Here is a 24,066-nt window from a genome sequence, read left to right as displayed (position 1 = left end):
GTGCAGCCTACAGACGGATAAGGCGGCGCATTTTAGCAGAGCGCATGGCTATCGGTAAGCTGCGATTGTCAGTGCATTTCAAATCGGGGCGCTAGTTTTAACCACGCTCAGGCTGGAAACGCACCACAAAACCCTTGAGGTTCTGCTGGCGACTCAACAAGTCACGCAAACGATCGGCTTCTGCCCGCTCGATCAGCGGTCCGACAAACACCCTATTCTTGCCGTCGGCAGTACGAATGTAGGCGTTGTAGCCCTGGCTGCGCAGGGATTTCTGCAGGCTTTCTGCACTTGCACGGCTCGACAGGCTGGCCAGTTGCACCGACCAACTGACCGACAGGCCATTGGCATCGACGCGACTTTGAGTCGTGTCCGGCTTGCCCGGTGCAGCTGTGATGGGCTGGGTAGGTGCTGTCGCAGGCTTGACGACCGGAACAGGAGCCGGAGCGACCGGTTTGGCGGCAGGCGCAGGCGCCACCGGTACACTCGGGGCAATCGCTGTCGACGGTGCTTCTTGCTGAGCGATTTCGTCATCACTCGGCACAGGCTCCTGAGGCAGCGCTTGCGGCTCAGGCACCACCACCGGTTCGACCTGAACTTGCGGCACCGCAGGCGCTTGCGGCGCAGCCGGGGCTTCAACCGTCACTTGACGCTGTTCATCCTGACGGGAAAACAGCATCGGCAGGAAAATCACCGCCAGCGCCACCAGAACCAGGGCGCCAACCATGCGCTGTTTGTATGCCTTATCCAGCAATGCCATTTGCCGCTTCCTCCGTGGAGCGCCGGGCCAGCCATTCAAGGGCCTCGGCAACACAATAAAATGATCCGAACAACAGAATCTCGTCGTCGTTCGTCGCCAGCGCGCACTGCCCTTCCAGGGCGGCGGCCACGCTGTCATAGGACGCTACCGAGGCGCCAAGGTTCTGCAATGCCGCGTGCAAATCGGCAACCGGGCGTGCTCGCGGTGAATCCAGCGGCGCGACGGCCCATTGCTGGACACTAGCATTCAATTCACCGACAACACCATCCAGATCCTTGTCCGCCAGCAATCCGAACACCGCCAGACGCTTGCCGACCGGTGGACGACTGGCCAGACGGCGAGCCAGATACTCTGCCGCATGGGGGTTATGCCCCACGTCCAGCAACAGGTTCAGGCGCTTGCCCTGCCAGTCAAACTGACGGCGATCGAGGCGACCGACCACCCGAGTGGCTTTCAGCGCAGCAATAATTTGTGCATCCACCCAAGGCAAACCGAGCAACAGGTAAGCCTGCAACGCCAGCGCGGCGTTTTCCATCGGCAGATCAAGCAACGGCAGATCATGCAGCTCGACCACTCGCCCTTGAGCGTCAAGACCGCGCCATTGCCAGTTGTGATCGGTGATGCCGAGGTCAAAATCGCGCCCACGCAGGAAAAACGGGCAATTGAGCTCTCGCGCTTTATCCAGCAGAGGCTGTGGAGGATTCAGGTCGCCACAGAGCGCAGGCGCGCCCTGGCGGAAGATGCCGGCCTTTTCGAACGCTACGGATTCACGGGTATCACCCAGATAGTCCGCGTGATCGACACCGATGCTGGTGACCAGCGCCATATCGGCATCGACCACGTTGACCGTGTCCAGACGCCCGCCCAGCCCGACTTCCAGCACCACCGCATCGAGACTGGCGTGTTGGAACAGCCAGAACGCCGCCAGGGTGCCCATTTCGAAGTACGTCAGCGAAGTGTCGCCACGGCCCGCCTCGACCGCTGCAAAGGCTTCGCACAGCTCGGCGTCAGTGGCTTCGACGCCATTGACCTGCACCCGCTCGTTGTAACGCAGCAGGTGCGGAGAATTGTAGACACCGACGTTCAGGCCCTGCACACGCAGCAACGAAGCCACGAATGCGCAGGTAGAACCTTTGCCATTGGTGCCGGTGACCGTGATCACCCGAGGCGCCGGCTTGCCCAGTCCCATGCGGGACGCTACCTGTTGCGAGCGCTCCAGGCCCATGTCGATGGCCGAAGGGTGCAACTGCTCAAGGTAGGCGAGCCACTCGCCAAGGGTACGTTCGATCATATGTTGGCGGGTACCGGTGGAACTACGATTGGCTCGATTGGCGCGGCGACGAATTTCGGCGTCGGCAGGCCCATCATTTGTGCCAGCAGATTGCCCAGACGCGGACGCAGCTCCTGACGGTGGATGATCATGTCGATCGCACCGTGTTCCAGCAGGAACTCGCTGCGCTGGAAGCCTTCCGGCAGTTTTTCACGCACGGTTTGCTCGATCACGCGCGGCCCGGCGAAGCCGATCAGGGCCTTTGGCTCACCAACAATCACGTCACCGAGCATCGCCAGACTGGCGGAAACACCACCGTAGACCGGGTCGGTCAGCACAGAGATGAACGGAATGCCTTCTTCACGCAGACGCGCCAGTACCGCGGAGGTCTTGGCCATTTGCATCAGGGAGATCAGGGCTTCCTGCATCCGCGCACCGCCGGAAGCGGCGAAGCAGATCATCGGGCAACGGTTTTCCAGCGCGTAGTTGGCGGCGCGAACAAAACGCTCACCAACGATGGCGCCCATCGAACCACCCATGAAGGAGAATTCGAAGGCCGAAACCACTACCGGCATGCCCAACAGGGAGCCGCTCATGGAGATCAGTGCGTCTTTTTCGCCGGTCGCCTTTTGCGCAGCTGTCAGGCGATCCTTGTACTTCTTGCCGTCGCGGAACTTCAGACGGTCAACCGGCTCCAGGTCCGCGCCCAGTTCGGCACGGCCTTCAGCGTCGAGGAAGATATCAATACGAGCGCGAGCGCCAATACGCATGTGGTGATTGCACTTGGGGCAAACGTCCAGGGTCTTTTCCAGCTCCGGACGATACAGCACAGCCTCGCAAGACGGGCATTTGTGCCACAGACCTTCAGGCACCGAGCTCTTCTTGACCTCGGAACGCATGATCGAAGGGATCAGTTTGTCTACTAACCAGTTGCTCATGCTTTCTTTCTCCAGTACCGGCGGCCCGAACGCTTTGGTTCGCAGCCCCGCGTATGCCCTTGAGCTAAATTCATGTGTGTGGCGATGATCGATGGGTTGCCGGATCAGCTAAACGTGACCTGCGTACACCCCAAAAACCCTCAGCCATGCCTGTGGACGGCGGCAGTGTGCCAGCCGTCACATCAGCTACCGCGTACCGCTTTAATGAATGCCTGAATCTTTGCGTGATCCTTGATGCCCTTGCTCGCCTCCACCCCACCGCTGACGTCCACGGCATAAGGCCGAACCCTTGCAATCGCCTCGGCGACGTTGTCCAGCGTCAAGCCACCCGCCAGGATGATCGGTTTGCTCAAGCCTTGCGGTATCAGAGACCAGTCAAACGCTTCACCGGTTCCGCCGGGTACGCCTTCAACGTAGGCGTCGAGCAGGATACCGCTGGCACTTGGAAACGCATCGCACGCAGCCGCGATATCGTCACCGGCCTTGACCCGCAGCGCCTTGATGTACGGACGATTCCATTCTTCGCAGTCGGCCGCGGTTTCGTCGCCGTGGAACTGCAACAGGTCCAGCGGCACGGCGTCGAGGATTTCCCCCAACTCGCAGCGGCTGGCGTTGACGAACAACCCTACGGTGGTCACGAACGGCGGCAACGCCTCGATGATCGAGCGCGCCTGCTGAAACGTCACGGCCCGGGGGCTTTTGGCGTAGAACACAAATCCGATCGCATCAGCCCCGGCCTCAACCGCTGCCAACGCATCTTCTATGCGGGTAATCCCGCAAATCTTGCTGCGAATGGCCGACATGTCGATAGAACCCCAAGGTAAATCCGAGAAAGTCCCGGATGGTAACAAAAGCGTTCGAGGGCGTCAGCCGTCAAGTTCCGAGAAGCCGGTCAGGAAGTGCGGCCCGATGTAACGCTCGGGCAATTCGAACTCGTCGCGGTACTCGACCTGCACCAGGTACAGGCCGTACGGATGCGCCGTCACCCCACCGGAACGGCGAATGCGGCTCTCCAGCACTTCTTTCATCCACTCCACCGGGCGCTCGCCGGCACCGATGGTCATCAGCACGCCAGCAATGTTGCGCACCATGTGGTGCAGGAAGGCGCTGGCGCGGATGTCCAGCACGATCATCTTGCCGTGGCGCGTGACGCGCAGGTGATGCAGCTCCTTGATCGGCGACTTGGCCTGACACTGGCCGGCACGGAAAGCGCTGAAATCGTGGGTACCGACCAGGTACTGCGCCGCCTCGGCCATGCGTTCGACGTCCAGCGGACGGTGGTTCCAGGTGATTTCTTCGTTCAGGTGCGCCGGGCGGATCTGATCGTTGTAGATCACGTAGCGATAGCGCCGGGCAATCGCCTTGAACCGCGCATGAAAATGCGCCGGCATAACCTTGGCCCAGCTGACACTGACGTCGTGGGGCAAATTGATATTGGCGCCCATGACCCAGGCTTTCATCGAACGCTCGACCTGGGTATCGAAATGCACCACCTGACCGCACGCATGAACGCCGGCATCCGTACGCCCGGCGCAGAGCAGCGACACGGGTGAATCGGCGACTTTGGACAAGGCCTTTTCGAGCGTTTCCTGCACGGTAAGTACGCCGGAAGCCTGGCGCTGCCAGCCGCGATAGCGCGAGCCTTTGTATTCAACGCCCAACGCGATCCGGAAAAAGCCGTCGGCCACCATTTCGGCGGCCGGGTTATCTATATTTGCCAAGGAGTGACAGCCTGCTGATGTACGCAAAGGCGGGCATTATAAGGCCGCCGGACCGGGACGCCAGAGGCGTGTGCTGTTTGTGACCTGCCGGGAACGATCTGTCGTCGGCTGAAACAAAAACGGCAGCCTCAATGGGCTGCCGTTTTGTTTACGCCTTACCGATCAATCAAGCCAGACGCGAAAGCATCTCCTTGGCTTCGCTCTTCTGACCTGCATCACCCTCGGTCACCACTTCGTTGAGGATGTCCCGGGCGCCGTCGGCGTCGCCCATGTCGATATAGGCCTGGGCCAGATCGAGTTTGGTCGCGACTTCGTCAGTGCCGGAAAGGAAATCGAATTCCGGCTCGTCAGCGGCGGAGGCCATGGCGTCTTCCGCCGTGAAGCTCGGCTCGCCAAGACTCTGAGACAGACGATCCAGTTCGGCGTTGACGTCATTCAGTTCGGCTGCAAACGCGTCCGGAGCGTCTGGCGCGTCCATTTCGTCAGCCAGCGACAGGTCGAAATCGGCTGGCAGCTCCAGATCGTCCAGCGCAACCTCGGGAACAGTCGGCGCTTCAGCGACAGGTAGATCCAGGTCCTTGACGCCTTCATCCAGACTCAACAGGAAGTCGTCTTCGGCCAGGGTCGCCGGCGAGGCATCCCCACCAAGATCCATATCCAGGTCGAAGTCCGACAGGTCATCGAGGCTTTCCTTGATGTCGGTCTGCTGCTGCAACACCGACTCGAAGCTCAAGTCGTCGTCCAGCGGGAACTCGTCCAGCTCAGCCGCAGACACTGGCTCTGGTTCTGGTTCTGGTGCAACCACTGCCGGAGAGGCAGTTTCCAGATCATCCAGACTCAAATCGAAGGCACTGTCGAAGTCATCGGACTCTGCTTCTGCTTCTGCTTCTGGTTCTGGTGCAACCACTGCCGGAGAGGCAGCTTCCAGATCATCCAGGCTCAAATCGAAGGCATTGTCGAAGTCATCGGGCGCTGCCGGTGCCGGCGCTTCAGGCTCGTCCAGCAGCAGATCCTTGACGTATTGCGCGTCCAGTTCGGCAGCGATCGCAGCGGCTGCGATACCACCGGCTGCCGCAATGACCATGGCCGGGAAGCGGCTCTTGAGTTTTTCGACCTGAGCAAAGTTGTCACCATTGGCCACCAATTGGCGTTCCTGGGCAACGAATGCATCGCGGTCGCCTTGCTGACCGTAGACTTCCATCAGCTTGAGGCGCAAGTCACTGCGTTGCGGCTCTTGCTTGATCCCGTCTTCCAGCAAGGCAGCCGCCTGATTCAGACGACCGGCAGTAATGTGCGACTGCGCCTTGGTCAATACGTCGTCATCGCGCTCGCCAGCAGGCGATACCAATGGCGCGGCGATTGGCGGCGTTACCACAACCGGAGCAATCACCGGAGCCGGCGCGGGTGCAGGCGACGGCGCTGGGATTGGCGCGGTAGCGAGCTTCACGCTCGGCGGCGGCACTTCCAGGTCTTCAAAGATGCTTTTTGGCAGGTCGAGTTCAGCGGAGAACGCCTGCTCCTCGGCCAAATCACGGGCCATGCGCAAATGCTTCTCGGCTTCTTGCTGGGCTTTGCGGCGACGCGCCAGCAACAGCAGCAGGAACAGCGCCACCACGGCACCGCCACCTGCCAAACCCAATAGCCACGGATTGGTCAGCAGTTCTTTGAATTGCTGATCGTCGGATGCTGCCGGCGTCGGCTCGACTGGCTTCTCGGCTGGAGCCGGAGTGGCCTCAGGCGCAGCAGCCTCAGGTGCAGTCGGAGCCGCGTCCGCAGGCGCTGTTGCCGCAGGGTTGGCCGCCAGTTCGGCTGACATCGCCGGAGCGGTCGCACCTGGTGCTGGCGCACCCGCCGCGCCTTCAGCCTGCAACTTGGCCAGTTGATTGTTCTTCAGTTCGATCAGGCGTTGCAGCTTCTCCAGCTGACTTTGCAGATCGGTCATGCGGCTTTTCAGTTCGGCATTGTCACGACGGGTCGTGTCGAGGCTTTCCTGGGTCACGGCCAGCTTGTTGCTCAAATTCTTGGCATCACCGGCGGCGCCTTTGCCACCGGCCTTGCCGGACTCGGCAGAGACCAGGCTCAGCTTGTCTGTCGCCGTTTGCGACGAAGGCCCTTCGTCGCGAGCGCGCTTGGTGGCATCAAGCTGCTGCTGTCCGGTCCCGGACTTCGCCACATAGCGACGACCCTGACGCCATGCGGTGTTCTGCGCGGAGACTTCAGCAATGGCCTTCGGTTGCGGCACGCTGGTGCTCTGCGCCTGATCCGGCAGACGCAGCACCTGACCGGCTTTCAACCGGTTGATGTTGCCGTCGATAAAGGCATCCGGATTCAACGCCTGGATGGCCAGCATGGTTTGCTGGACCGAGCCGCCATTGCGCGCCTTCGCAGCGATTTCCCACAGGGTATCGCGCGGCGCGGTGGTGTATTGGGTTGGTTCGGTGCTACCGGTCACCGGTGCGGTGACGGATTGCGTCGGTGCAGGCTGCGCAGCCGCATCAGCGGTTTGCGGCGAGAATTTGGACGGATCGAGCAGCACGCTGTAATCACGTAGCAGGCGACCGTTGGGCCACATCACCTGAACCAGGAATTTCACCATGGGTTCGGAGAGTGGTTTGCTGGACGTCACACGCAGGATGCTTTTGCCGCTGGCGTTGAGCACCGGGGTAAAGGTCAGGTCATTGAGAAATGCCTGGCGGTCGACACCGGCCTTGGCGAAATCTTCGGGCGAAGCCAGGCTCGGCACCACTTCGGCAGCGGTGAGGTCCTTGACGTCGAGCAACTCGATTTCTGCTACCAGGGGCTGGTTCAGCGTCGACTTCAGGGTCAATTCCCCAAGCCCGAGGGCATGCGCCATACCGGAGGACAGCGCCGAGGCGGCCGCTATTGCTAACACCAGTTTGCGAACTTGAACCATAGCCTCATCCTTTGTTTGAACATTCCTCGGCCAGCGAGAAGGTGTTGATAGTCGCTGCCGTAAGGCATTGCGCGCGGCGGCGAAGAGTCGTCGCGCGCGATCATTTCATTCATGCCACGCAAAGCCCCGAAGGGAGCCCGCATTCAGCAGTCCGGCCAAGCATAGCGCCCGGCTGGATTCATTCGACAAATTGTTGCCAAGTATCTTTTACAGCAGGTCTTTTATCAACAATTCAGCCACCTGCACAGCATTGAGCGCTGCGCCTTTGCGTACGTTATCTGACGTCAGCCACAAATTTAGTTCCGACAGGTCGTCGATCCCGCTGCGAACCCGACCAACGTAGACCACGTCCTGCCCTACCGCATCGCCTACCGGCGTCGGGTAATCGCCGGCTTCCACCAACTCGATACCGGGCGCGTCTTCCAGGGCGGCGTTGACTTTTGCCAGGTCGATGTCGCTCGATGACTGCAAGGTCACGTTAAAGCTATCGCCAAAAAACACCGGGGCTTGAATGCAAGTGACGGAAATCTTTAATAAAGGCAGCGCCATGACCTGACGCAGCTCGCGTACCAGGCGTTTTTCCAGCAGCGTATGCCCCTGCTCATCGGGCTTGCCCACTTGCGCCAGCAGATTGAAGGCCATCTGCCGATCGAAGAAGGTCGGCTCCAGCGGACGCACATTGAGCAGCTCGGCCGTTTGCCGTGCCAGCTCGGTGACGGCTTCGCGGCCCTGGGCGGAGACGGCCAGGCTGGCGGTCAAATTGATGCGTTGCAGATCGAGCAAACCGAGCAACGGCGCCAGCACTACCGCCAGTGTGGTGGCCGAAGGGCTTGGACTGCTGACCTGGAACGGCTTTTTCAAACCCGCCAGCACCTGCGCGTTGGCTTCAGGCACGACGTGTGGCGCCTGATCAGCCGGCAAGGCGCCGGACAAGTCGATCAGCGAGCAACCGGCGGCCGTGGCACGCGAAGCGAAACTCAGGGTTACCGCCGGGCCGGCAGCGAAGAACACCAGCTGGACCTTGCTGAAGTCGAACTCATCGACTTCCCGCACCCGCACATTCTTGCCGCGAAACGGCACCGAATGTCCGGCCGATTCGCTGCTGGCGAGCAGGTGCAGATTGCCGACAGGGAAGTCGCGCTCTTCGAGAATCTGCACGAGCGTTTCGCCGACAGTACCGGTGGCGCCGATCACGGCGATATCAAAGGACTGGCTCATGGTTCTACCTCTGGCGAAACGGGGGGAGCGGCACTTTACCGGGTGGTTGGCATGCAGGCAATTCTGCCAAGGATTTGTGGTGCCTGTACCGGCCTCTTCGCGGGCAAGCCTCGCTCCTACATGGAATCGCGTTGCCCTTGTAGGAGCGAGGCTTGCCCGCGAAGAGGACCTCACTGGCGACACAACCCCCATAAAAAAACCCGCACCTCTTTCAAGGCACGGGTTCGTTCATTACTTCAATCGATCAACGCTCAAGCAGGATCCGCAGCATGCGACGCAGCGGTTCGGCCGCGCCCCACAGCAGTTGGTCGCCGACGGTGAACGCGCCAACGTACTGCGTGCCCATGTTCAGCTTGCGCAGACGGCCAACCGGTACGTTCAGGGTGCCGGTGACTTTCGTCGGGCTCAGTTCCTGAATGCTGGCTTCGCGGCTGTTCGGCACCAGTTTGACCCAAGGGTTGTGCTGGCTGATCAGCCCTTCGATATCGGCGATCGGCACGTCTTTGTTCAGTTTGATGGTCAACGCCTGGCTGTGGCAGCGCATGGCGCCGATACGCACGCAGATGCCATCGACCGGAATCGGGCTCTTGAAGCGACCGAGGATCTTGTTGGTCTCGGCCTGGGCCTTCCACTCTTCGCGGCTCTGACCGTTCGGCAGTTCTTTGTCGATCCACGGGATCAGGCTGCCGGCCAGCGGTACGCCGAAGTTTTCAGTCGGGTACGCGTCGCTTCGCATGGCTTCGGCAACACGACGGTCGATGTCGAGGATCGCGCTGGCCGGGTCGGCCAGTTGATCAGCGACGGCGGCGTGGGTCGCGCCCATTTGCTTGATCAGTTCGCGCATGTTCTGCGCGCCGGCACCGGAGGCCGCCTGATAGGTCATGGCGCTCATCCACTCGACCAGACCGGCTTCGAACAGGCCGCCCAGGCCCATCAGCATCAGGCTGACGGTGCAGTTGCCGCCGATGTAGTTCTTGGTGCCCGCGTCGAGCTGCTGGTCGATGACCTTGCGATTCACCGGGTCCAGCACGATCACCGCGTCATCCTGCATGCGCAGGCTGGAAGCGGCGTCGATCCAGTAACCCTGCCAGCCGGCTTCGCGCAGTTTCGGGAAAACTTCGCTGGTGTAGTCGCCACCCTGGCAGGTCAGAATCACGTCGAGGGTTTTCAGCTCATCAATGCTGTAAGCGTCCTTGAGCGGAGCAATGTCCTTGCCCACGGACGGGCCTTGGCCACCGACATTGGACGTGGTGAAAAACACCGGCTCAATAAGATCGAAATCCTGCTCTTCCAGCATCCGCTGCATGAGCACGGAACCGACCATACCGCGCCAACCGATCAGACCTACACGTTTCATCGCAACTACACCTTCTTTAAAAGTGGGCCGCTGCTTTCAAGGTTGAAAGTTGCAGCGGGCCAAAGAGATTACAGATTCCGCAGCGCGGCGACTACTGCGTCGCCCATTTCCTGCGTACCGACTTTAGTGCAACCGGCCGACCAGATGTCGCCAGTACGCAGGCCCTGGTCCAATACCAGACTGACGGCCTTCTCGATCGCATCGGCCGCATCCTGCAGATTGAAGCTGTAACGCAGCATCATCGACACCGACAAAATGGTCGCCAGCGGGTTGGCAATGCCTTTGCCAGCGATGTCCGGCGCCGAACCATGGCACGGCTCGTACATGCCTTTGTTGTTGGTATCCAGGGACGCCGACGGCAGCATGCCGATGGAACCGGTAAGCATCGACGCTTGGTCGGAAAGAATGTCGCCGAACAGGTTGTCAGTGACGATCACGTCGAATTGCTTCGGTGCACGCACCAGCTGCATGGCGGCGTTGTCGACGTACATGTGGCTCAGTTCAACTTCAGGGTAATCCTTGGCCACTTGCTCGACGATTTCACGCCACAGTTGGCTGGAGGCCAGCACGTTGGCCTTGTCCACCGAGCACAGCTTCTTGCCGCGCACCATGGCCATGTCGAAACCGACACGGGCGATACGGCGGATTTCGCTTTCGCTGTACGGCAGGGTGTCGTAAGCCTGACGCTCGCCGTTTTCCAGCTCGCGAACGCCACGTGGCGCGCCGAAGTAGATGCCGCCGGTCAGTTCACGGACGATCAGGATGTCCAGGCCAGCCACGATTTCAGGCTTCAGGCTCGAAGCCTCGGCCAGTTGCGGGTACAGGATCGCTGGACGCAGGTTGCCGAACAGGCCCAGTTGCGCACGAATTTTCAGCAGACCGCGCTCAGGGCGAATGTCACGCTCGATGGTGTCCCATTTCGGGCCGCCCACGGCACCGAGCAGTACAGCGTCGGCCGCGCGTGCACGGTCCAGGGTTTCGTCAGCCAGCGGCACGCCGTGTTTGTCGATGGCAGCGCCACCGATCACGTCATGGCTCAGCTCGAAGTCCAGGCTGTACTTGTCGTTCGCCAGCTCCAGCACCTTGACCGCTTCGGCCATGATTTCCGGGCCAATACCGTCGCCTGGGAGAATCAGAATCTGCTTGCTCATGCTTTCCTCATGTCATCAGTCGGTACGCCCGCAGACGTACCCGGAAAAAGTCTTGCCGCTTATCGTTCAGCCATCAGCACCAGTACATCGGTGCTGAACGAACCATCGGCCTCAATTTCAAAATATTCGCGCACTTCGTTGCCCATCGATTGCTGCAACTCGAGGATTGCCGCGCGCATCACCTCTGGTGTGCGCATGCGCTCGACCCAGGAGGTGTACTCCAGTCGCAGCCGTTGACGGGTGGTGCTACGGGTATGCAACCCCGCTTCGCTGACCTGACGCAACCACTCGCCGGCGGAATAATCGCGCACATGACTGGTGTCGCGCAGCACTTCGACGCTTTGCAGGTAAGTGTCGAACAACGGACTGCCCGGTGACAACACGTCGATGAACGCCGCCACGCCGCCCGGCTTCAGCACCCGGCGAACCTCTCGCAGGGCCAGGCCGAGATCGCTCCAATGGTGCGCCGAATAACGGCTGAAGACGAAATCGAACTCACCATCGGCGAACGGCAGACGCTCGGCGGCGCCCAGCACGGTGGACACGTTGGTCAGACCGCGATCGACGGCGGCACCGGCTACCACGTCGAGCATCTGCTGCGACAAATCGTAGGCCACCACTTCCTTGACCAGCGACGCTACGTGAAAACTCACGTGACCGGCGCCGCAGCCCAAGTCCAGCACCCGGGCATCGCCCTGCCCTGCCAGTTCAGCCTGTAGCAACGCAAATTCGGTGCCCTGAGCGTGTACGGCGCTGCTCAGATAGGCCGAGGCCTGTTCACCGAATTGCTTTTGTACGACTTGGCTGTGCTGGGCGTTGCTGGTCATATGGACTTCCTTTTTGGGGCTTAGCCTTGTGGTGTCTATCCGGGCCTCATCGTCGCCTTACGCAAAATCAAACGTCGCGAAACAACCACGGCTGGCTCGCACGGTGTTTGGCTTCAAACGCCGCAATCGCTTCGTGGTCCTGCAAGGTCAGGCCGATGTCGTCCAGGCCGTTGACCAGGCAATGCTTGCGGAACTCGTCAAGTTCGAAGCTGTAGACCTTGCCATCAGGCCGGGTGACGGTCTGGGCTTGCAGGTCGACCGTCAACTCGTAACCCGGATTGGCTTCAACCTGCTGGAACAACTCATCCACTTCAGCGTCGCTCAAGATGATCGGCAGCAAGCCGTTCTTGAAGCTGTTGTTGTAGAAGATGTCGGCGTAGCTCGGCGCGATGATGCTGCGAAAACCGTACTCTTCCAGCGCCCACGGCGCGTGTTCACGGCTGGAGCCGCAACCGAAGTTCTCGCGGGCCAGCAGCACGCTGGCGCCTTGATAACGCTCGGCGTTGAGCACGAAATCCTTGTTCAGCGGACGCTTGGAGTTGTCCTGGTAGGCGTAGCCCACGTCCAGGTAACGCCATTCGTCGAACAGGTTCGGGCCAAAACCGGTGCGTTTGATCGACTTCAAGAACTGCTTCGGAATGATCTGGTCGGTGTCGACGTTGGCACGATCCAATGGCGCGACCAAACCGGTGTGTTGGGTAAAAGCTCTCATGTGCGGTTCCTCAGATCAGTTCGCGAACGTCGATGAAACGACCGTGGACGGCAGCCGCCGCGGCCATGGCCGGGCTGACCAGGTGCGTACGGCCACCGGCGCCCTGACGCCCTTCGAAGTTGCGGTTGGAGGTCGAGGCGCAATGCTCGCCCGACTCCAAACGGTCCGGGTTCATCGCCAGGCACATCGAGCAACCCGGTTCACGCCACTCGAAACCGGCTTCGAGGAAAATCTTGTCCAGGCCTTCGGCCTCGGCTTGCGCCTTCACCAGGCCCGAGCCCGGCACCACGATGGCTTGCTTGATGGTCGAAGCGACTTTACGGCCCTTGGCGATCACCGCCGCTGCGCGCAAATCTTCGATCCGCGAGTTGGTGCAGGAACCAATGAAGACGCGGTCCAGTTGAATGTCGGTGATCGCCTGGTTGGCGCTCAAACCCATGTATTTCAAGGCGCGTTCGATGGAACCGCGTTTGACCAGGTCCATTTCCTTCGCCGGGTCCGGCACGTTCTGATCAACCGCCAAGACCATCTCGGGCGAAGTGCCCCAGCTGACTTGCGGCTTGATCTGAGTGGCGTCGAGCTCGACGACGGTGTCGAACACCGCATCGGCGTCGGAAACGAGGTCTTTCCAGGCTTCGACCGCCATGTCCCATTCCGCGCCTTTCGGGGCAAATGGACGGCCCTTGACGTAAGCCACGGTTTTTTCGTCGGCAGCCACCAGGCCAACACGAGCGCCGGCTTCAATGGACATGTTGCAGATGGTCATGCGGCCTTCGACGGACAAATCGCGAATGGCGCTGCCTGCGAACTCGATGGCGTGGCCGTTACCGCCGGCGGTGCCGATCTTGCCGATGACGGCGAGCACGATGTCCTTGGCGGTCACGCCGAACGGCAATTTGCCTTCGACCGACACCCGCATGTTTTTCATTTTCTTGGCGACCAGGCACTGCGTGGCGAACACGTGCTCGACCTCGGAAGTCCCGATGCCGTGGGCCAAGGCGCCAAACGCGCCGTGAGTCGAGGTGTGCGAGTCGCCGCAGACCACGGTCATACCCGGCAAGGTGGCACCCTGCTCCGGACCGATCACGTGAACGATGCCCTGTCGCACGTCATTCATTTTGAATTCAGTGATGCCATATTCGTCGCAATAGTCATCGAGGGTCTGAACCTGCAAGCGCGAGACCTGGTCGGTAATCGCTTCGATGCCGCCCTTACGATCAGGAGTGGTCGGTACGTTGTGGTCCGGGGTGGCGATGATCGAGTCGACGCGCCAAGGCTTGCGCCCGGCCAGACGCAGGCCTTCGAAAGCTTGGGGCGAAGTCACTTCATGGATGATGTGGCGGTCGATATAGATCAGCGACGACCCATCGTCGCGCCGTTTCACTTCATGGGAATCCCAAAGCTTGTCGTAAAGCGTTTTGCCGGCCATCAGACGGTCCTCATCAGCGTGTTTCTATGCCCTGGGTTTTGAACAACTCAATAACCCCTTGGCTTGTGAGGTCGATCCTAGGGGGTTACATTAAATAACTCAAATTCATATTTTTTATGCTTTGGATAACCAACTGGAATACTGCAATGGACCTCGCCAACCTCAATGCTTTTATCGCGATTGCCGAGACCGGTAGCTTCTCCGGCGCTGGCGAACGGCTGCACCTGACGCAACCGGCCATCAGCAAGCGCATTGCCGGGCTGGAACAGCAATTGAAGGTGCGCCTGTTTGATCGCCTGGGCCGTGAAGTGGGCCTGACCGAAGCCGGACGCGCCTTGCTGCCGCGGGCCTATCAGATCCTGAATGTGCTGGACGACACGCGCCGCGCCCTGACCAACCTGACCGGCGAAGTGACCGGCCGCCTGACACTGGCCACCAGCCACCACATCGGCCTGCACCGCTTGCCCCCCTTATTAAGGGAATTCACCCGACGTTACCCGCAGGTGGCGCTGGATATTCAGTTCCTCGATTCGGAAGTGGCCTACGAAGAAATCCTCCATGGCCGCGCCGAACTGGCAGTCATCACCCTGGCGCCGGAGCCCCACGCACTGGTCAAGGCCACGCCGGTGTGGGACGACCCGCTGGACTTCGTGGTCGCCCCGGAGCACTCGCTGATCAGCCACGGCCCGGTCAGCCTGGCGGACATTGCCCTGCACCCGGCGGTTTTCCCCGGCGGCAACACCTTTACTCACCACATCGTCCGGCACCTGTTCGAAGCTCAAGGCCTGACGCCGAACATCGCCATGAGCACGAATTATCTGGAAACCATCAAGATGATGGTCTCCATCGGCCTGGCCTGGAGCGTGTTGCCGCGCACCATGCTTGATGATCAGGTTGCGAGAATACCTTTACCGGGCATACAACTGACTCGCCAGCTAGGCTATATCCTGCACACAGAGCGGACGCTGTCGAATGCGGCACGGGCCTTCATGGCCCTGCTGGATGCGCAAATCGATCTGCCAGGGACTCTCGGCTAAGCTGTGCTACTTCTATAGAGCCTCGAGTCACTGAACCTGACACCCCACTCAGCCAAGGCTTGCCAATGCCGAAATCTGTTGACCGTATTCCGCCGATGCCGCGTATACAGGCGCTTGACCCAAAACGGTCCGAGCAGAGCTGGGAAAGCGCCCCACAATTGCTGGCCGCCCTCAACGGTGCACGTTTGGGCGCCTGGTATTGGGACATCGAACGTGGGCAGATCAGCTGGTCGCGGGGTACCCAGGCGCTGTTCGGCTTCGATCCCCGGCAACCGCTGCCGGCGGATCTGGAATACCTCGACTTGCTGCCGCCAGAGGATCGGGCGAAAACCATTCGCGCCTTCGACGCGGTCATCGCCGGCGCCCCGCTGGAACAGGCGATGCATCACCGCATACGCTGGCCCGACGGCAGCCTGCACTGGCTGGAGATCAACGGCAGCCTGCTGCCGGACAAACACGGTCGACCACGCATGATTGGCGTCATCCGTGAGATCACCCACCAGCGCCAGCGCGAACAGGCGTTGAGCAGCTCGGAAAAACGCTTCGCCACGCTGTTCCACCTGTGTCCGAACATGGTCCTGCTGACTCGCCAGGAAGACGGCCTGATCAGCGAAGCCAACCAGTATTTCGAAAGCCTGTTTGGCTGGCCAGTGCAGAACGCTATTGGTCGCACCACCCTGGAACTGGGCCTCTGGGTGCATCCGGAGCAACGGGCGCAACTCGTCAAAGCCACCAAGGCCAAGGGCGAACTGATCAACATGGAGGTGCAATTTCGTGCCAGCAACGGCCAGATCCACGACGGCATCCTCAGCGCGCAAAAGGTCGAGCTCGAAGGCCAGCCTTATCTGCTGAGTACGTTCCTTGACACCACCGAACGCAAAGCCGCCGAGCTTGCTCTGAAAGACAGCCAGGAGCGCCTCGACCTGGCGCTGGATTCAGCGCAACTCGGCACCTGGGACTGGCACATTCCCAGCGGCATGCTGTACGGCTCGGCACGCGCCGCCCAACTGCACGGGCTGGAAGCCATACCTTTCCATGAATCCTTCGACGAGTTTTTTGAAGGCGTGCCCGGCGAAGAGCGCGGCACCATGCGCGACGCCTATCGCAGCCTGCGAGAAGGCCCTGCCGGCAATTATCAACTGACCTACCGCGTGCAACTGCCGGACGGGAGCTCGCGTTTCCTGGAAAGCCGCGCCCGACTCTATCGCGATGAAAACGGTGTCCCGCTGCGCATGGCCGGCACCCTGCTCGACATCACCGACCAGGTGGAGCGGGAGCAACTGCTGGTGGCGTCCGAAGAGAAGTTCGCCACCCTGTTCCAGGTCAGCCCGGACCCGATCTGCGTGACCCGTCAAGACACCGGTCAATTCATCGAGATCAACTCCAGCTTCACCCAGACCTTCGGCTGGAGCGCCGCCGATGTAATTGGCCGCGGCGCCGACGAAATCGGACTATGGGACGCTTCGGCACAAAGCCTGCGACGCATCGAGCAGGTCATCCGCGAGCAAGTCCTGAACAACGTGGCGATCCTCGTTCAGCACAAAGACGGGCAAGCCCTGACCTGCGTGATTTCCAGCCGCCAGATCAGCGTCGGCGACCAGCCGTGCATCGTCACCACCCTGCGCGATATCACTCAGCAGCAACGCTCGGAAGCCGCGCTCAAGGCCAGCGAAGAGAAGTTCGCCAAGGCCTTCCACTCCAGCCCCGACGCCATCACCATCACCGAGCGCGACACCGGGCGTTATCTGGAGGTTAACGATGGCTTCTGCCGCCTGACCGGCTACCGCGCCGATGAAGTGGTCGGTCGCACGGTGTATCAGGTCGGCATCTGGGCCGAGGAAAAACAACGTTCGGCGCTGCTCACCGAACTCCAGATCAACGGTCGGGTACTTCATCAGGAAATGCTCGGACGCAATAAACGCGGCGAGTTGCTGACCGTCGAAGTCTCGGTAGAACCGATCACCCTCAACGAAACCGCCTGCCTGCTGCTGACCGCGCGGGACGTCAGCCTGCTGAAAAACGCCGAAGCGCAGATCCGTCACCTGGCCTACCACGACCCGCTGACCAACCTGCCCAATCGCGCCCTGCTGATGGATCGCCTGAGTCAGCAGATCGCCCTGCTCAAGCGCCACAACCTACGCGGCGCCTTGCTGTTTCTCGACCTTGATCACTTCAAGCACATCAATGATTCGCTCGGTCATCCGGTGGGCGATACCGTGCTGAAAATCATCACCGCGCGCCTCGAAGCCAGCGTGCGTATGGAAGACACCGTCGCGCGTTTGGGCGGTGACGAATTCGTGGTGCTGCTCAGCGGGCTCGAAGGCTCGCGCAACGAGGTCAGCGAGCAAGTCCTGCAACTGGCGGACACATTGCGTGAACTGCTGTCGGAGCCGATGTTCCTCGACGGACAACGCCTGCAAGTAACCCCGAGCATCGGCATCGCGCTGATTCCCGATCACGGTTCGACCCCGACCGACCTGCTCAAACGCGCCGACATCGCCCTCTACCGGGCCAAGGATTCGGGCCGCAACACCGCGCAGATGTACCACAACACCATGCAGAAGGCGGCGAGCGAACGCTTGCGCATGGAAACCGACCTGCGCCTGGCCCTTTCCCGGGGTGAGTTCCGCGTGCACTACCAGCCTCAGGTGGACGCCCGGAACGACCGCATCGTCGGCGCCGAGGCGCTGGTGCGCTGGAACCATCCGGAACTCGGCGCGCAATCGCCCACCGAGTTCATCAAGGTGCTGGAGGACAGCGGGCTTATTCTGGAAGTCGGCACATGGATCATCGATGAAGCCTGCAGCGCCTTCAAACAACTGATCGCCAAGGGCCTGGTCGATCCGCTGGACTTCAGCCTGTGCGTCAACATCAGCCCACGGCAATTTCGCCAAAACGACTTCGTCGAACGCATCGAACACAGCCTCGTCAGCCACGGTCTGCCCTGCTCGCTGCTGAAACTGGAAATCACCGAAGGCATCGTGATCCAGAACCTGGAAGACACCATCAACAAAATGCGTAGCCTGAAAAAACTCGGCGTGAGTTTCGCCATGGACGATTTCGGCACCGGTTATTCCTCGCTGACTTACCTAAAGCGTCTGCCGGTCGACACCCTGAAAATCGACCAATCGTTCATCCGCGACGCCACCACCGACCCCAACGACGCCGAGATCATCCGCGCCATCGTTGCCATGGCCCGCAGCCTGGAATTGAAAGTGATTGCCGAAGGGGTAGAGACACCGGAGCAGCTGGAATTTTTGCAAGGGCTGGGCTGCCATTTCTATCAGGGGTATTTGCACAGCCCGCCGCTGCCGGTGGAGGATTTTCAAAAGCTGCTCAAATGACGCGGACCTTGTTATTGCTCTGCCTTAGTGCTGCAGCGCTGGGTTTTGCGTCCCGTTGACTGGATTGGATTCAGGCCGCTTCAGACACCTGAAGACCCAGTAAACGCGAGACCTGATCCAGTTCGGTCTCGCGACGCAGCACGGTAAACAGCTCGACCGCTTCGGGATAATTGCGGGTCAGCATTGCCAGCCACTGCTTCAAGCGACCCGGCGATTGGCGCGGCGTCATCTGCGCCTTGGCTTGCAGCCAGAAGTCCTGAATCAGCGGCAACAACTCGGCCCAGGTCATCTCGACGACGTCCTCACCGGCCCGCGCCATTGCGATTTGCCGTGCCAGGTCCGGGCGCGAAACCAGGCCGCGACCGAGCATGATGTCCTCGACGCCGCTGATTTCACGGCAACGACGCCAGTCTTCGACACTCCAGATGTCGCCATTGGCGAACACTGGAACCTTGACCACATCCTGCACCCGGGGGATCCATTCCCAATGGGCTGGCGGCTTGTAGCCGTCAGTTTTGGTCCGCGCGTGAACCACGATGTGCGCCGCGCCACCTTCGGCCAGGGCCGTGGCACACACCAGCGCACCGTCCGGGCTGTCGAAACCGAGGCGCATCTTGGCAGTCACTGGAATGTGCGCCGGAACGGCGCGACGCACGTGTTCGACGATCTGGTTTAGCAGCTCAGGTTCTTTGAGCAGCACCGCACCGCCACGGGACTTGTTCACAGTCTTGGCCGGGCAGCCGAAGTTCAGGTCGATGACCTCGGAACCCAGTTCGCACGCCAGCGCAGCGTTTTCCGCCAGGCATACCGGATCGGAACCGAGCAGCTGCACCCGCAGCGGCACCCCGGATGCGGTGCGGGCGCCGGTCAACAGCTCCGGGCCGAACTTGTGGTAATAGGCAGGCGTAAGCAGTTGATCGTTGATCCGAATGAACTCGGTCACGCACCAATCGATACCGCCCACACGGGTCAGCACGTCCCGCAGGATGTTGTCGACCAACCCCTCCATGGGCGCCAAAGCAATTTGCATGAAAAACACACTCAACGAAAAACGTGCGGCAGTTTACTGGATTGCGCGGAAAATCTGCAGAACATCGCAGATCAACTGTGGGAGCGAGCCTGCTCGCGAAAGCGGTGTGTCAGTCGAAACATAAGTTGTTTGACACGCCGCCTTCGCGAGCAGGCTCGCTCCCACATTAGATTTTGGTTACATCCAAGACCTGTAATGCCGGGCCGTAGCCCTCGATGAATTCCGCTGGCATGCGCTTGGGCTTGCCGGTCGACAGTTCAATGCAGACGAAGGTGGTCTGCGCCCGCAGCAACGTGGTGTTGTCGCTGGGGCGCTTCAACTGGAAGTGTCGGGTCATTTTCAGACGTTGGTCCCAATCGACGATCCAGGTCGCCAATTGCAACTCATCGCCTTCATAGGCGGCCGCCAGGTAATCGATCTCGTGCCGCACCACCGCCATCGCCCGATCCAGCCGACGATACTCGACCAGGTCCAGGCCAAGCCGCTGGGAGTGGCGCCAGGCACAGCGTTCGAGCCAGGTTACGTACACCGCGTTATTCGCGTGACCCAGCCCATCGATGTCCTCTGCACCGACTTCCAGATCAATGATAAATGGCGTTGCCCGATCCCAGCCCATGCCCCACTCCTGGTCAGAAAATTTTGACCGGGGCAGTGTAACGGATGCTCAGGCCAATTGGCGCGATTGCAGACTGCGACCGGCCAGCAGCGAAAGAACGCCTTCGATCACCCGAGGATCAGCCAGCACCCGTTGATGACCACCTGCTTCCAGGCGCAACAGACGGCTGTCAAACCAGGCTTCGTTGATCAGCTGCGATTCCTTGACCGGAACGTAGCAGTCGTCTTCGGCATGGACGATCAGGCCGGGCATGTCGAGTTGATAGTGCGCGACATCCAGCGCCGCAGCGCGCATGCCGACGTCTCTTTCGATCTGACGAATGAACGCTGAACGGGCTTTCGGTGGCAACCGCACGTAACGGGCGAAACCGCGCAACACGCCGAGAATCCGAGCCGGGGCGGCGATCGTGACCAGGGTTTCGGTGCGCAAGCCCAGTTGAACGGCGAGCATGGCACTGGCACCACCCATGGAGTGACCGATAACCGCTTGCAGCGGCGGCAACTCGGCAGCGGCTTCAAGCATGGCACGAGCAAACAGCACAACGTTCGCTTCGCTGCCCGGCGAGCGACCGTGGGCCGGGCCGTCCAGAGCCACCACGGTGTAACCGGCATCGACCAGCGCGGTGATGAGGCTGGCAAACTGCGTCGGCCGGCCTTCCCAACCATGCATCAGCAACACGGCCGGGCCCTGCCCCCAACGCAGTGCCGAGAGACCGAAGCGCAAGGTGATCCGCTCGGATGTCGCCAGCAGCGGCAATTCCCAATCACGCGGCGGCAGCTCGCGCGGCGTCATGAATGCCAGTCGCATTATGTTCGCAACCAGTTTTGGTGCGACCCAGCCCAAGGTGCCATTAACGCCACGAACCCACTTCAACGTGCTCATCGCTCTCACTCCTCAGGCCTAGGCCTAGGCCTATAGGTCACAGCACCGCAGACTTGGCGGCGCGCAGCAATCGATCGGACAATTCTCCTGGCCCCAACGCGCGAGCCAAAGCCAAACCACCCACCATCAAGGCCATGTCGGCCAGGGCCTTGTCGGTGTCTTCCGGGCTGGCCGCCAACTGCGCGACCATCATTTCCACATGCTCATTCAACGCCACGCGAAACGCGTCCGGCAGACGGCCCAGCTCACCGACAGAAGCCGGAATCGGGCACGCTGACTCGGAGGAATCACGGTGTTTGCGTGACAGATAAAACGCAGCAACCAGCGCGCGACGCTCTTCGCCGGTCAACTCGGCGTCCATGTCGGCGATCAAGCCACGGCGGTGACCGAGCAGCTGCTTGAACGCTTCCAGCATCATCGCGTCCTTGCTTTCGAAGTGCGCGTAGAAGCCGCCGACGGTCAGGCCGGCCGCGCCCATCACTTCGCCTACGCTCGGTTCGGCCGGGCCGCGCTGAATCAGCGCTGCGCTGGCAGCCTTGAGGATGCGTTCGCGGGTTTGAGCTTTTTTATCGTTCATCGTTGCCTCCGAATATTACGACTAGAATATTATTCTCATAATAATTTTACGCAAGTCGTGAATGTGACCGCTGGTCTGAAGAACAGTTTGAAAGAAATAGGGATTTGGCCAAACGCCAGACAAACAAAAGGGCCATTCAATAATTGAATGACCCTTATAAAATCCCGCAAAGCGGGTAATCGTGGCGTCCCCTAGGGGACTCGAACCCCTGTTACCGCCGTGAAAGGGCGGTGTCCTAGGCCACTAGACGAAGGGGACGCAAAACCTTCTATACAACTGATCAGTGCTGAGAGCTGATCGATTCAAGGCCGGTGTGGCCAGACCTTGAACTGTAAAATTGGTGGAGCTAAGCGGGATCGAACCGCTGACCTCCTGCATGCCATGCAGGCGCTCTCCCAGCTGAGCTATAGCCCCGGATTTTTCGCCTCGCGGCGGAGCGACATCTTGCAACATCGCTTCTGTAAAACTGGCGTCCCCTAGGGGACTCGAACCCCTGTTACCGCCGTGAAAGGGCGGTGTCCTAGGCCACTAGACGAAGGGGACGCAAACCCTTCTATACAACAGATCAACGCTGAGTGTTGATCGCTTCAAGACCGGTGTGGCCAGGCCTTGAAGTGTAAATTGGTGGAGCTAGACGGGATCGAACCGTCGACCTCTTGCATGCCATGCAAGCGCTCTCCCAGCTGAGCTATAGCCCCTCATCGCTGAGGACGGGGCGAATCTTAATGGCGCACCGGAAGGCTGTCAAACTTATTTTTAAAATATTTCAAAGTTTTTTGCCGACATAACAATCACTTACCACCCTCCCCCGTAAATCCGGGGGTGTATCCGTTCTTGTAGCAACTGCCGCAGGCTGCGTTCGAGTGCGTAGCACTCGCGATTCAGCCACCCTGCCCTTTCAGACAGATTGTGCTGCTGCCATAAGGGGCTGCTGCGCAGCCCAACGCAGCCTTCGGCAGCTGCTATGTATGGACTCGCCCCCACTGTCTACCCGCTTTTGAAAAACCGCCGCCCCGTTGCATCTATGTATTAGGCCTATTCGAGGAAGCCGTCTTCGGCTTCTGGCCAAAATTGGAAGAGCTCGTGGTATGCCGATTACAGTCAGGCCTCGAAGGCCAGTAGCAGCTAAGGCATCAATCCACGCCGGTCTTACCTGGGGTCAATTTTTTTTCAGCAAAGGGCCGGACAGTTAGTACCTCGGTGGCAGAACTCTGTCGCTCAGTGGCTCATCGTCGCTTGCCGGCCATCACCAGCCTGGCGACGATAAGTCTGGTCATTCTGTAGAAGCACCCAGACGATTCGCAGGTTGCGGTTGGCTAACCTGACCGCAGCCTCCTTACGGCCCAGTCGGCTCATCCAGCGCAACAAGCGGCGGTCATCGGGTTGCTGGGAATCAGGTCGTAGTTGTTGCAGTACCGCATGGGCTCCCTGGATCATCAGGCTGCGTAAATAAACATCGCCTCGCTTGGTCATGTCCCCCAGCCGGACCGTCTGCCCGCTGCTGTGCTGGTCAGGCACCATGCCAAAGTACGCGGCAAACTTGCGGGCATTGGGAAATCGCTCAGGCTTGGTTTCCTTGGCCACCAGTGCCGTGGCAGTGACTGGGCCGATGCCGCGCACAGTCATCAGTCGCTTCGCCGTCATGTCGGCGTTGGCGGCCACTTCGAGGCGCCCCGTCAGCACGCTGATGCGTTCGCCCAAATGGCGCCACTCGGCCAACAGTTCGTCGATCAGTTCACGCAGCAGACCCGGCACCGGCTGGGTGGCATCTTCCAGTACCCGCGGAATTTTCTGGCTGATCGCAACATCGCCCTGCGCCAAGGCCACGCCATGCTCGAGCAGCAGGCCGCGCATCTGATTACTCACGGCGGTGCGGCGACGCACGTAACCTTGACGAGCGCGATGCAGTGCCTGCATGGCCAGCGCCGCAACGCTTTTGACCGGCACTGCGCAGATCTTTTCATCGCGACCAGCCCGCAGGATCGCCAGCGCATCGTTGCGATCATTTTTAGGCCCGCTGCGATGTGTGGCCACCAAGCCGGCTGGAAGAATCCGCGCCAGATTGCCTTGGTCTTGCAGCTGCCGGGCCCAGGCTTGAGCACCCGGGCCGGTCTCCATCAGAACCACGACATGAGGCGGCAACTGGCGTAGAAACTCATAAAACGCCTCGCGCGACTTGATCCGTTGCTCGTAGTGCACCTGGCCGAGGACGTCTTCACCGGCGACCTGAAAGACCTGCTTGGCCAGATCGACCGCCACGGTTGTGCAGGCCGACAAATCGGAAGA

Annotated in this window: 19 protein-coding genes and 4 tRNA genes; 2 read left to right on the top strand and 21 right to left on the bottom strand. The window is 60.5% G+C overall.

Features of this window, described 5'->3' with window-relative positions; genetic code table 11:
- Nucleotides 1-97: 97 nt before the first annotated feature.
- The 12 genes from QFW87_RS10455 to leuC form a co-directional block, all read right to left on the bottom strand.
- On the bottom strand, nucleotides 98-757 hold the full coding sequence (locus QFW87_RS10455) for an SPOR domain-containing protein (RefSeq protein WP_283183841.1): 660 nt from the start codon (nucleotides 755-757) through the stop codon (nucleotides 98-100).
- Nucleotides 741-2,048, bottom strand: coding sequence for a bifunctional tetrahydrofolate synthase/dihydrofolate synthase (gene folC, locus QFW87_RS10450; protein WP_283190441.1), 1,308 nt, complete (start codon nucleotides 2,046-2,048; stop codon nucleotides 741-743). Before folC ends, QFW87_RS10455 begins: the two co-directional genes overlap by 17 nt.
- Nucleotides 2,045-2,965 (bottom strand): acetyl-CoA carboxylase, carboxyltransferase subunit beta, encoded by a 921-nt coding sequence (accD, locus tag QFW87_RS10445; protein WP_283183839.1) that lies wholly within the window; start codon nucleotides 2,963-2,965, stop codon nucleotides 2,045-2,047. Before accD ends, folC begins: the two co-directional genes overlap by 4 nt.
- A gap of 182 nt (nucleotides 2,966-3,147) precedes the next feature.
- Nucleotides 3,148-3,768, bottom strand: a complete 621-nt coding sequence (locus QFW87_RS10440; RefSeq protein WP_283183838.1) for a phosphoribosylanthranilate isomerase — start codon at nucleotides 3,766-3,768, stop codon at nucleotides 3,148-3,150.
- A 63-nt stretch (nucleotides 3,769-3,831) separates the two neighbouring features.
- On the bottom strand, nucleotides 3,832-4,656 hold the full coding sequence (gene truA, locus QFW87_RS10435) for a tRNA pseudouridine(38-40) synthase TruA (protein WP_046047735.1): 825 nt from the start codon (nucleotides 4,654-4,656) through the stop codon (nucleotides 3,832-3,834).
- A gap of 196 nt (nucleotides 4,657-4,852) precedes the next feature.
- The gene (locus QFW87_RS10430; RefSeq protein WP_283190440.1) at nucleotides 4,853-7,600 is read right to left on the bottom strand and encodes a FimV/HubP family polar landmark protein; all 2,748 of its coding nucleotides are present in this window, start codon (nucleotides 7,598-7,600) and stop codon (nucleotides 4,853-4,855) included.
- 207 nt (nucleotides 7,601-7,807) lie between these two features.
- Nucleotides 7,808-8,818 (bottom strand): aspartate-semialdehyde dehydrogenase, encoded by a 1,011-nt coding sequence (locus tag QFW87_RS10425; protein ID WP_283190439.1) that lies wholly within the window; start codon nucleotides 8,816-8,818, stop codon nucleotides 7,808-7,810.
- Nucleotides 8,819-9,062: 244 nt separating this feature from the next.
- The gene (gene asd, locus QFW87_RS10420) at nucleotides 9,063-10,175 is read right to left on the bottom strand and encodes an aspartate-semialdehyde dehydrogenase (RefSeq protein WP_033061853.1); all 1,113 of its coding nucleotides are present in this window, start codon (nucleotides 10,173-10,175) and stop codon (nucleotides 9,063-9,065) included.
- A 68-nt stretch (nucleotides 10,176-10,243) separates the two neighbouring features.
- Nucleotides 10,244-11,326, bottom strand: coding sequence for a 3-isopropylmalate dehydrogenase (gene leuB / locus QFW87_RS10415; protein ID WP_283183835.1), 1,083 nt, complete (start codon nucleotides 11,324-11,326; stop codon nucleotides 10,244-10,246).
- 59 nt (nucleotides 11,327-11,385) lie between these two features.
- Nucleotides 11,386-12,153, bottom strand: a complete 768-nt coding sequence (locus tag QFW87_RS10410) for a class I SAM-dependent methyltransferase (protein WP_283183834.1) — start codon at nucleotides 12,151-12,153, stop codon at nucleotides 11,386-11,388.
- A gap of 67 nt (nucleotides 12,154-12,220) precedes the next feature.
- On the bottom strand, nucleotides 12,221-12,865 hold the full coding sequence (gene leuD / locus QFW87_RS10405) for a 3-isopropylmalate dehydratase small subunit (protein ID WP_046047740.1): 645 nt from the start codon (nucleotides 12,863-12,865) through the stop codon (nucleotides 12,221-12,223).
- 10 nt (nucleotides 12,866-12,875) lie between these two features.
- The gene (gene leuC / locus QFW87_RS10400; RefSeq protein WP_283190438.1) at nucleotides 12,876-14,294 is read right to left on the bottom strand and encodes a 3-isopropylmalate dehydratase large subunit; all 1,419 of its coding nucleotides are present in this window, start codon (nucleotides 14,292-14,294) and stop codon (nucleotides 12,876-12,878) included.
- Nucleotides 14,295-14,440: 146 nt separating this feature from the next.
- On the opposite strand from leuC, the gene QFW87_RS10395 reads away from it, so the two are divergent.
- Together QFW87_RS10395 and QFW87_RS10390 are read left to right on the top strand one after the other, a co-directional pair.
- On the top strand, nucleotides 14,441-15,331 hold the full coding sequence (locus QFW87_RS10395; protein ID WP_283190437.1) for a LysR family transcriptional regulator: 891 nt from the start codon (nucleotides 14,441-14,443) through the stop codon (nucleotides 15,329-15,331).
- 65 nt (nucleotides 15,332-15,396) lie between these two features.
- Nucleotides 15,397-18,675, top strand: a complete 3,279-nt coding sequence (locus tag QFW87_RS10390; RefSeq protein ID WP_283190436.1) for an EAL domain-containing protein — start codon at nucleotides 15,397-15,399, stop codon at nucleotides 18,673-18,675.
- 70 nt (nucleotides 18,676-18,745) lie between these two features.
- Here QFW87_RS10390 and QFW87_RS10385 read toward each other — a convergent pair whose 3' ends face one another.
- The 9 genes from QFW87_RS10385 to QFW87_RS10345 form a co-directional block, all read right to left on the bottom strand.
- Entirely contained in the window at nucleotides 18,746-19,705 is a 960-nt protein-coding gene (locus QFW87_RS10385) for a tRNA-dihydrouridine synthase (protein ID WP_046054225.1), read from the bottom strand.
- Between the two features lie 166 nt (nucleotides 19,706-19,871).
- On the bottom strand, nucleotides 19,872-20,321 hold the full coding sequence (locus QFW87_RS10380) for a thioesterase family protein (RefSeq protein WP_283183832.1): 450 nt from the start codon (nucleotides 20,319-20,321) through the stop codon (nucleotides 19,872-19,874).
- Nucleotides 20,322-20,369: 48 nt separating this feature from the next.
- Entirely contained in the window at nucleotides 20,370-21,203 is an 834-nt protein-coding gene (locus tag QFW87_RS10375) for an alpha/beta fold hydrolase (protein WP_283183831.1), read from the bottom strand.
- Between the two features lie 37 nt (nucleotides 21,204-21,240).
- Nucleotides 21,241-21,780 (bottom strand): TetR/AcrR family transcriptional regulator, encoded by a 540-nt coding sequence (locus QFW87_RS10370; protein WP_008028313.1) that lies wholly within the window; start codon nucleotides 21,778-21,780, stop codon nucleotides 21,241-21,243.
- A gap of 182 nt (nucleotides 21,781-21,962) precedes the next feature.
- A tRNA-Glu gene (locus QFW87_RS10365) sits at nucleotides 21,963-22,038 on the bottom strand.
- Nucleotides 22,039-22,118: 80 nt separating this feature from the next.
- Nucleotides 22,119-22,194 (bottom strand) — tRNA-Ala (locus QFW87_RS10360).
- 53 nt (nucleotides 22,195-22,247) lie between these two features.
- A tRNA-Glu gene (locus QFW87_RS10355) sits at nucleotides 22,248-22,323 on the bottom strand.
- Between the two features lie 79 nt (nucleotides 22,324-22,402).
- A tRNA-Ala gene (locus QFW87_RS10350) sits at nucleotides 22,403-22,478 on the bottom strand.
- Nucleotides 22,479-22,998: 520 nt separating this feature from the next.
- Nucleotides 22,999-24,057: an IS110 family transposase gene (locus tag QFW87_RS10345; RefSeq protein ID WP_283190887.1), complete on the bottom strand. Its 1,059-nt coding sequence runs from the start codon at nucleotides 24,055-24,057 to the stop codon at nucleotides 22,999-23,001.
- Nucleotides 24,058-24,066 lie beyond the last annotated feature (9 nt).

Source organism: Pseudomonas sp. PMCC200344 (assembly GCF_030053095.1).
Lineage (GTDB): Bacteria > Pseudomonadota > Gammaproteobacteria > Pseudomonadales > Pseudomonadaceae > Aquipseudomonas > Aquipseudomonas svalbardensis.
This window is presented reverse-complemented; position numbering and strand designations above follow the sequence as displayed.

Coding starts and splice junctions, on each gene's coding strand:
- leuD (WP_046047740.1), bottom strand. CDS start 12,865: ATGAGAGCTTTTACCCAACACACCGGTTTGGTCGCGCCATTGGATCGT.
- QFW87_RS10440 (WP_283183838.1), bottom strand. CDS start 3,768: ATGTCGGCCATTCGCAGCAAGATTTGCGGGATTACCCGCATAGAAGAT.
- QFW87_RS10390 (WP_283190436.1), top strand. CDS start 15,397: ATGCCGAAATCTGTTGACCGTATTCCGCCGATGCCGCGTATACAGGCG.
- leuB (WP_283183835.1), bottom strand. CDS start 11,326: ATGAGCAAGCAGATTCTGATTCTCCCAGGCGACGGTATTGGCCCGGAA.
- QFW87_RS10425 (WP_283190439.1), bottom strand. CDS start 8,818: ATGAGCCAGTCCTTTGATATCGCCGTGATCGGCGCCACCGGTACTGTC.
- QFW87_RS10455 (WP_283183841.1), bottom strand. CDS start 757: ATGGCATTGCTGGATAAGGCATACAAACAGCGCATGGTTGGCGCCCTG.
- QFW87_RS10375 (WP_283183831.1), bottom strand. CDS start 21,203: ATGAGCACGTTGAAGTGGGTTCGTGGCGTTAATGGCACCTTGGGCTGG.
- asd (WP_033061853.1), bottom strand. CDS start 10,175: ATGAAACGTGTAGGTCTGATCGGTTGGCGCGGTATGGTCGGTTCCGTG.
- QFW87_RS10370 (WP_008028313.1), bottom strand. CDS start 21,780: ATGAACGATAAAAAAGCTCAAACCCGCGAACGCATCCTCAAGGCTGCC.
- QFW87_RS10385 (WP_046054225.1), bottom strand. CDS start 19,705: ATGCAAATTGCTTTGGCGCCCATGGAGGGGTTGGTCGACAACATCCTG.
- accD (WP_283183839.1), bottom strand. CDS start 2,965: ATGAGCAACTGGTTAGTAGACAAACTGATCCCTTCGATCATGCGTTCC.
- QFW87_RS10430 (WP_283190440.1), bottom strand. CDS start 7,600: ATGGTTCAAGTTCGCAAACTGGTGTTAGCAATAGCGGCCGCCTCGGCG.
- QFW87_RS10395 (WP_283190437.1), top strand. CDS start 14,441: ATGGACCTCGCCAACCTCAATGCTTTTATCGCGATTGCCGAGACCGGT.
- QFW87_RS10410 (WP_283183834.1), bottom strand. CDS start 12,153: ATGACCAGCAACGCCCAGCACAGCCAAGTCGTACAAAAGCAATTCGGT.
- folC (WP_283190441.1), bottom strand. CDS start 2,048: ATGATCGAACGTACCCTTGGCGAGTGGCTCGCCTACCTTGAGCAGTTG.
- truA (WP_046047735.1), bottom strand. CDS start 4,656: ATGGTGGCCGACGGCTTTTTCCGGATCGCGTTGGGCGTTGAATACAAA.
- QFW87_RS10380 (WP_283183832.1), bottom strand. CDS start 20,321: ATGGGCTGGGATCGGGCAACGCCATTTATCATTGATCTGGAAGTCGGT.
- leuC (WP_283190438.1), bottom strand. CDS start 14,294: ATGGCCGGCAAAACGCTTTACGACAAGCTTTGGGATTCCCATGAAGTG.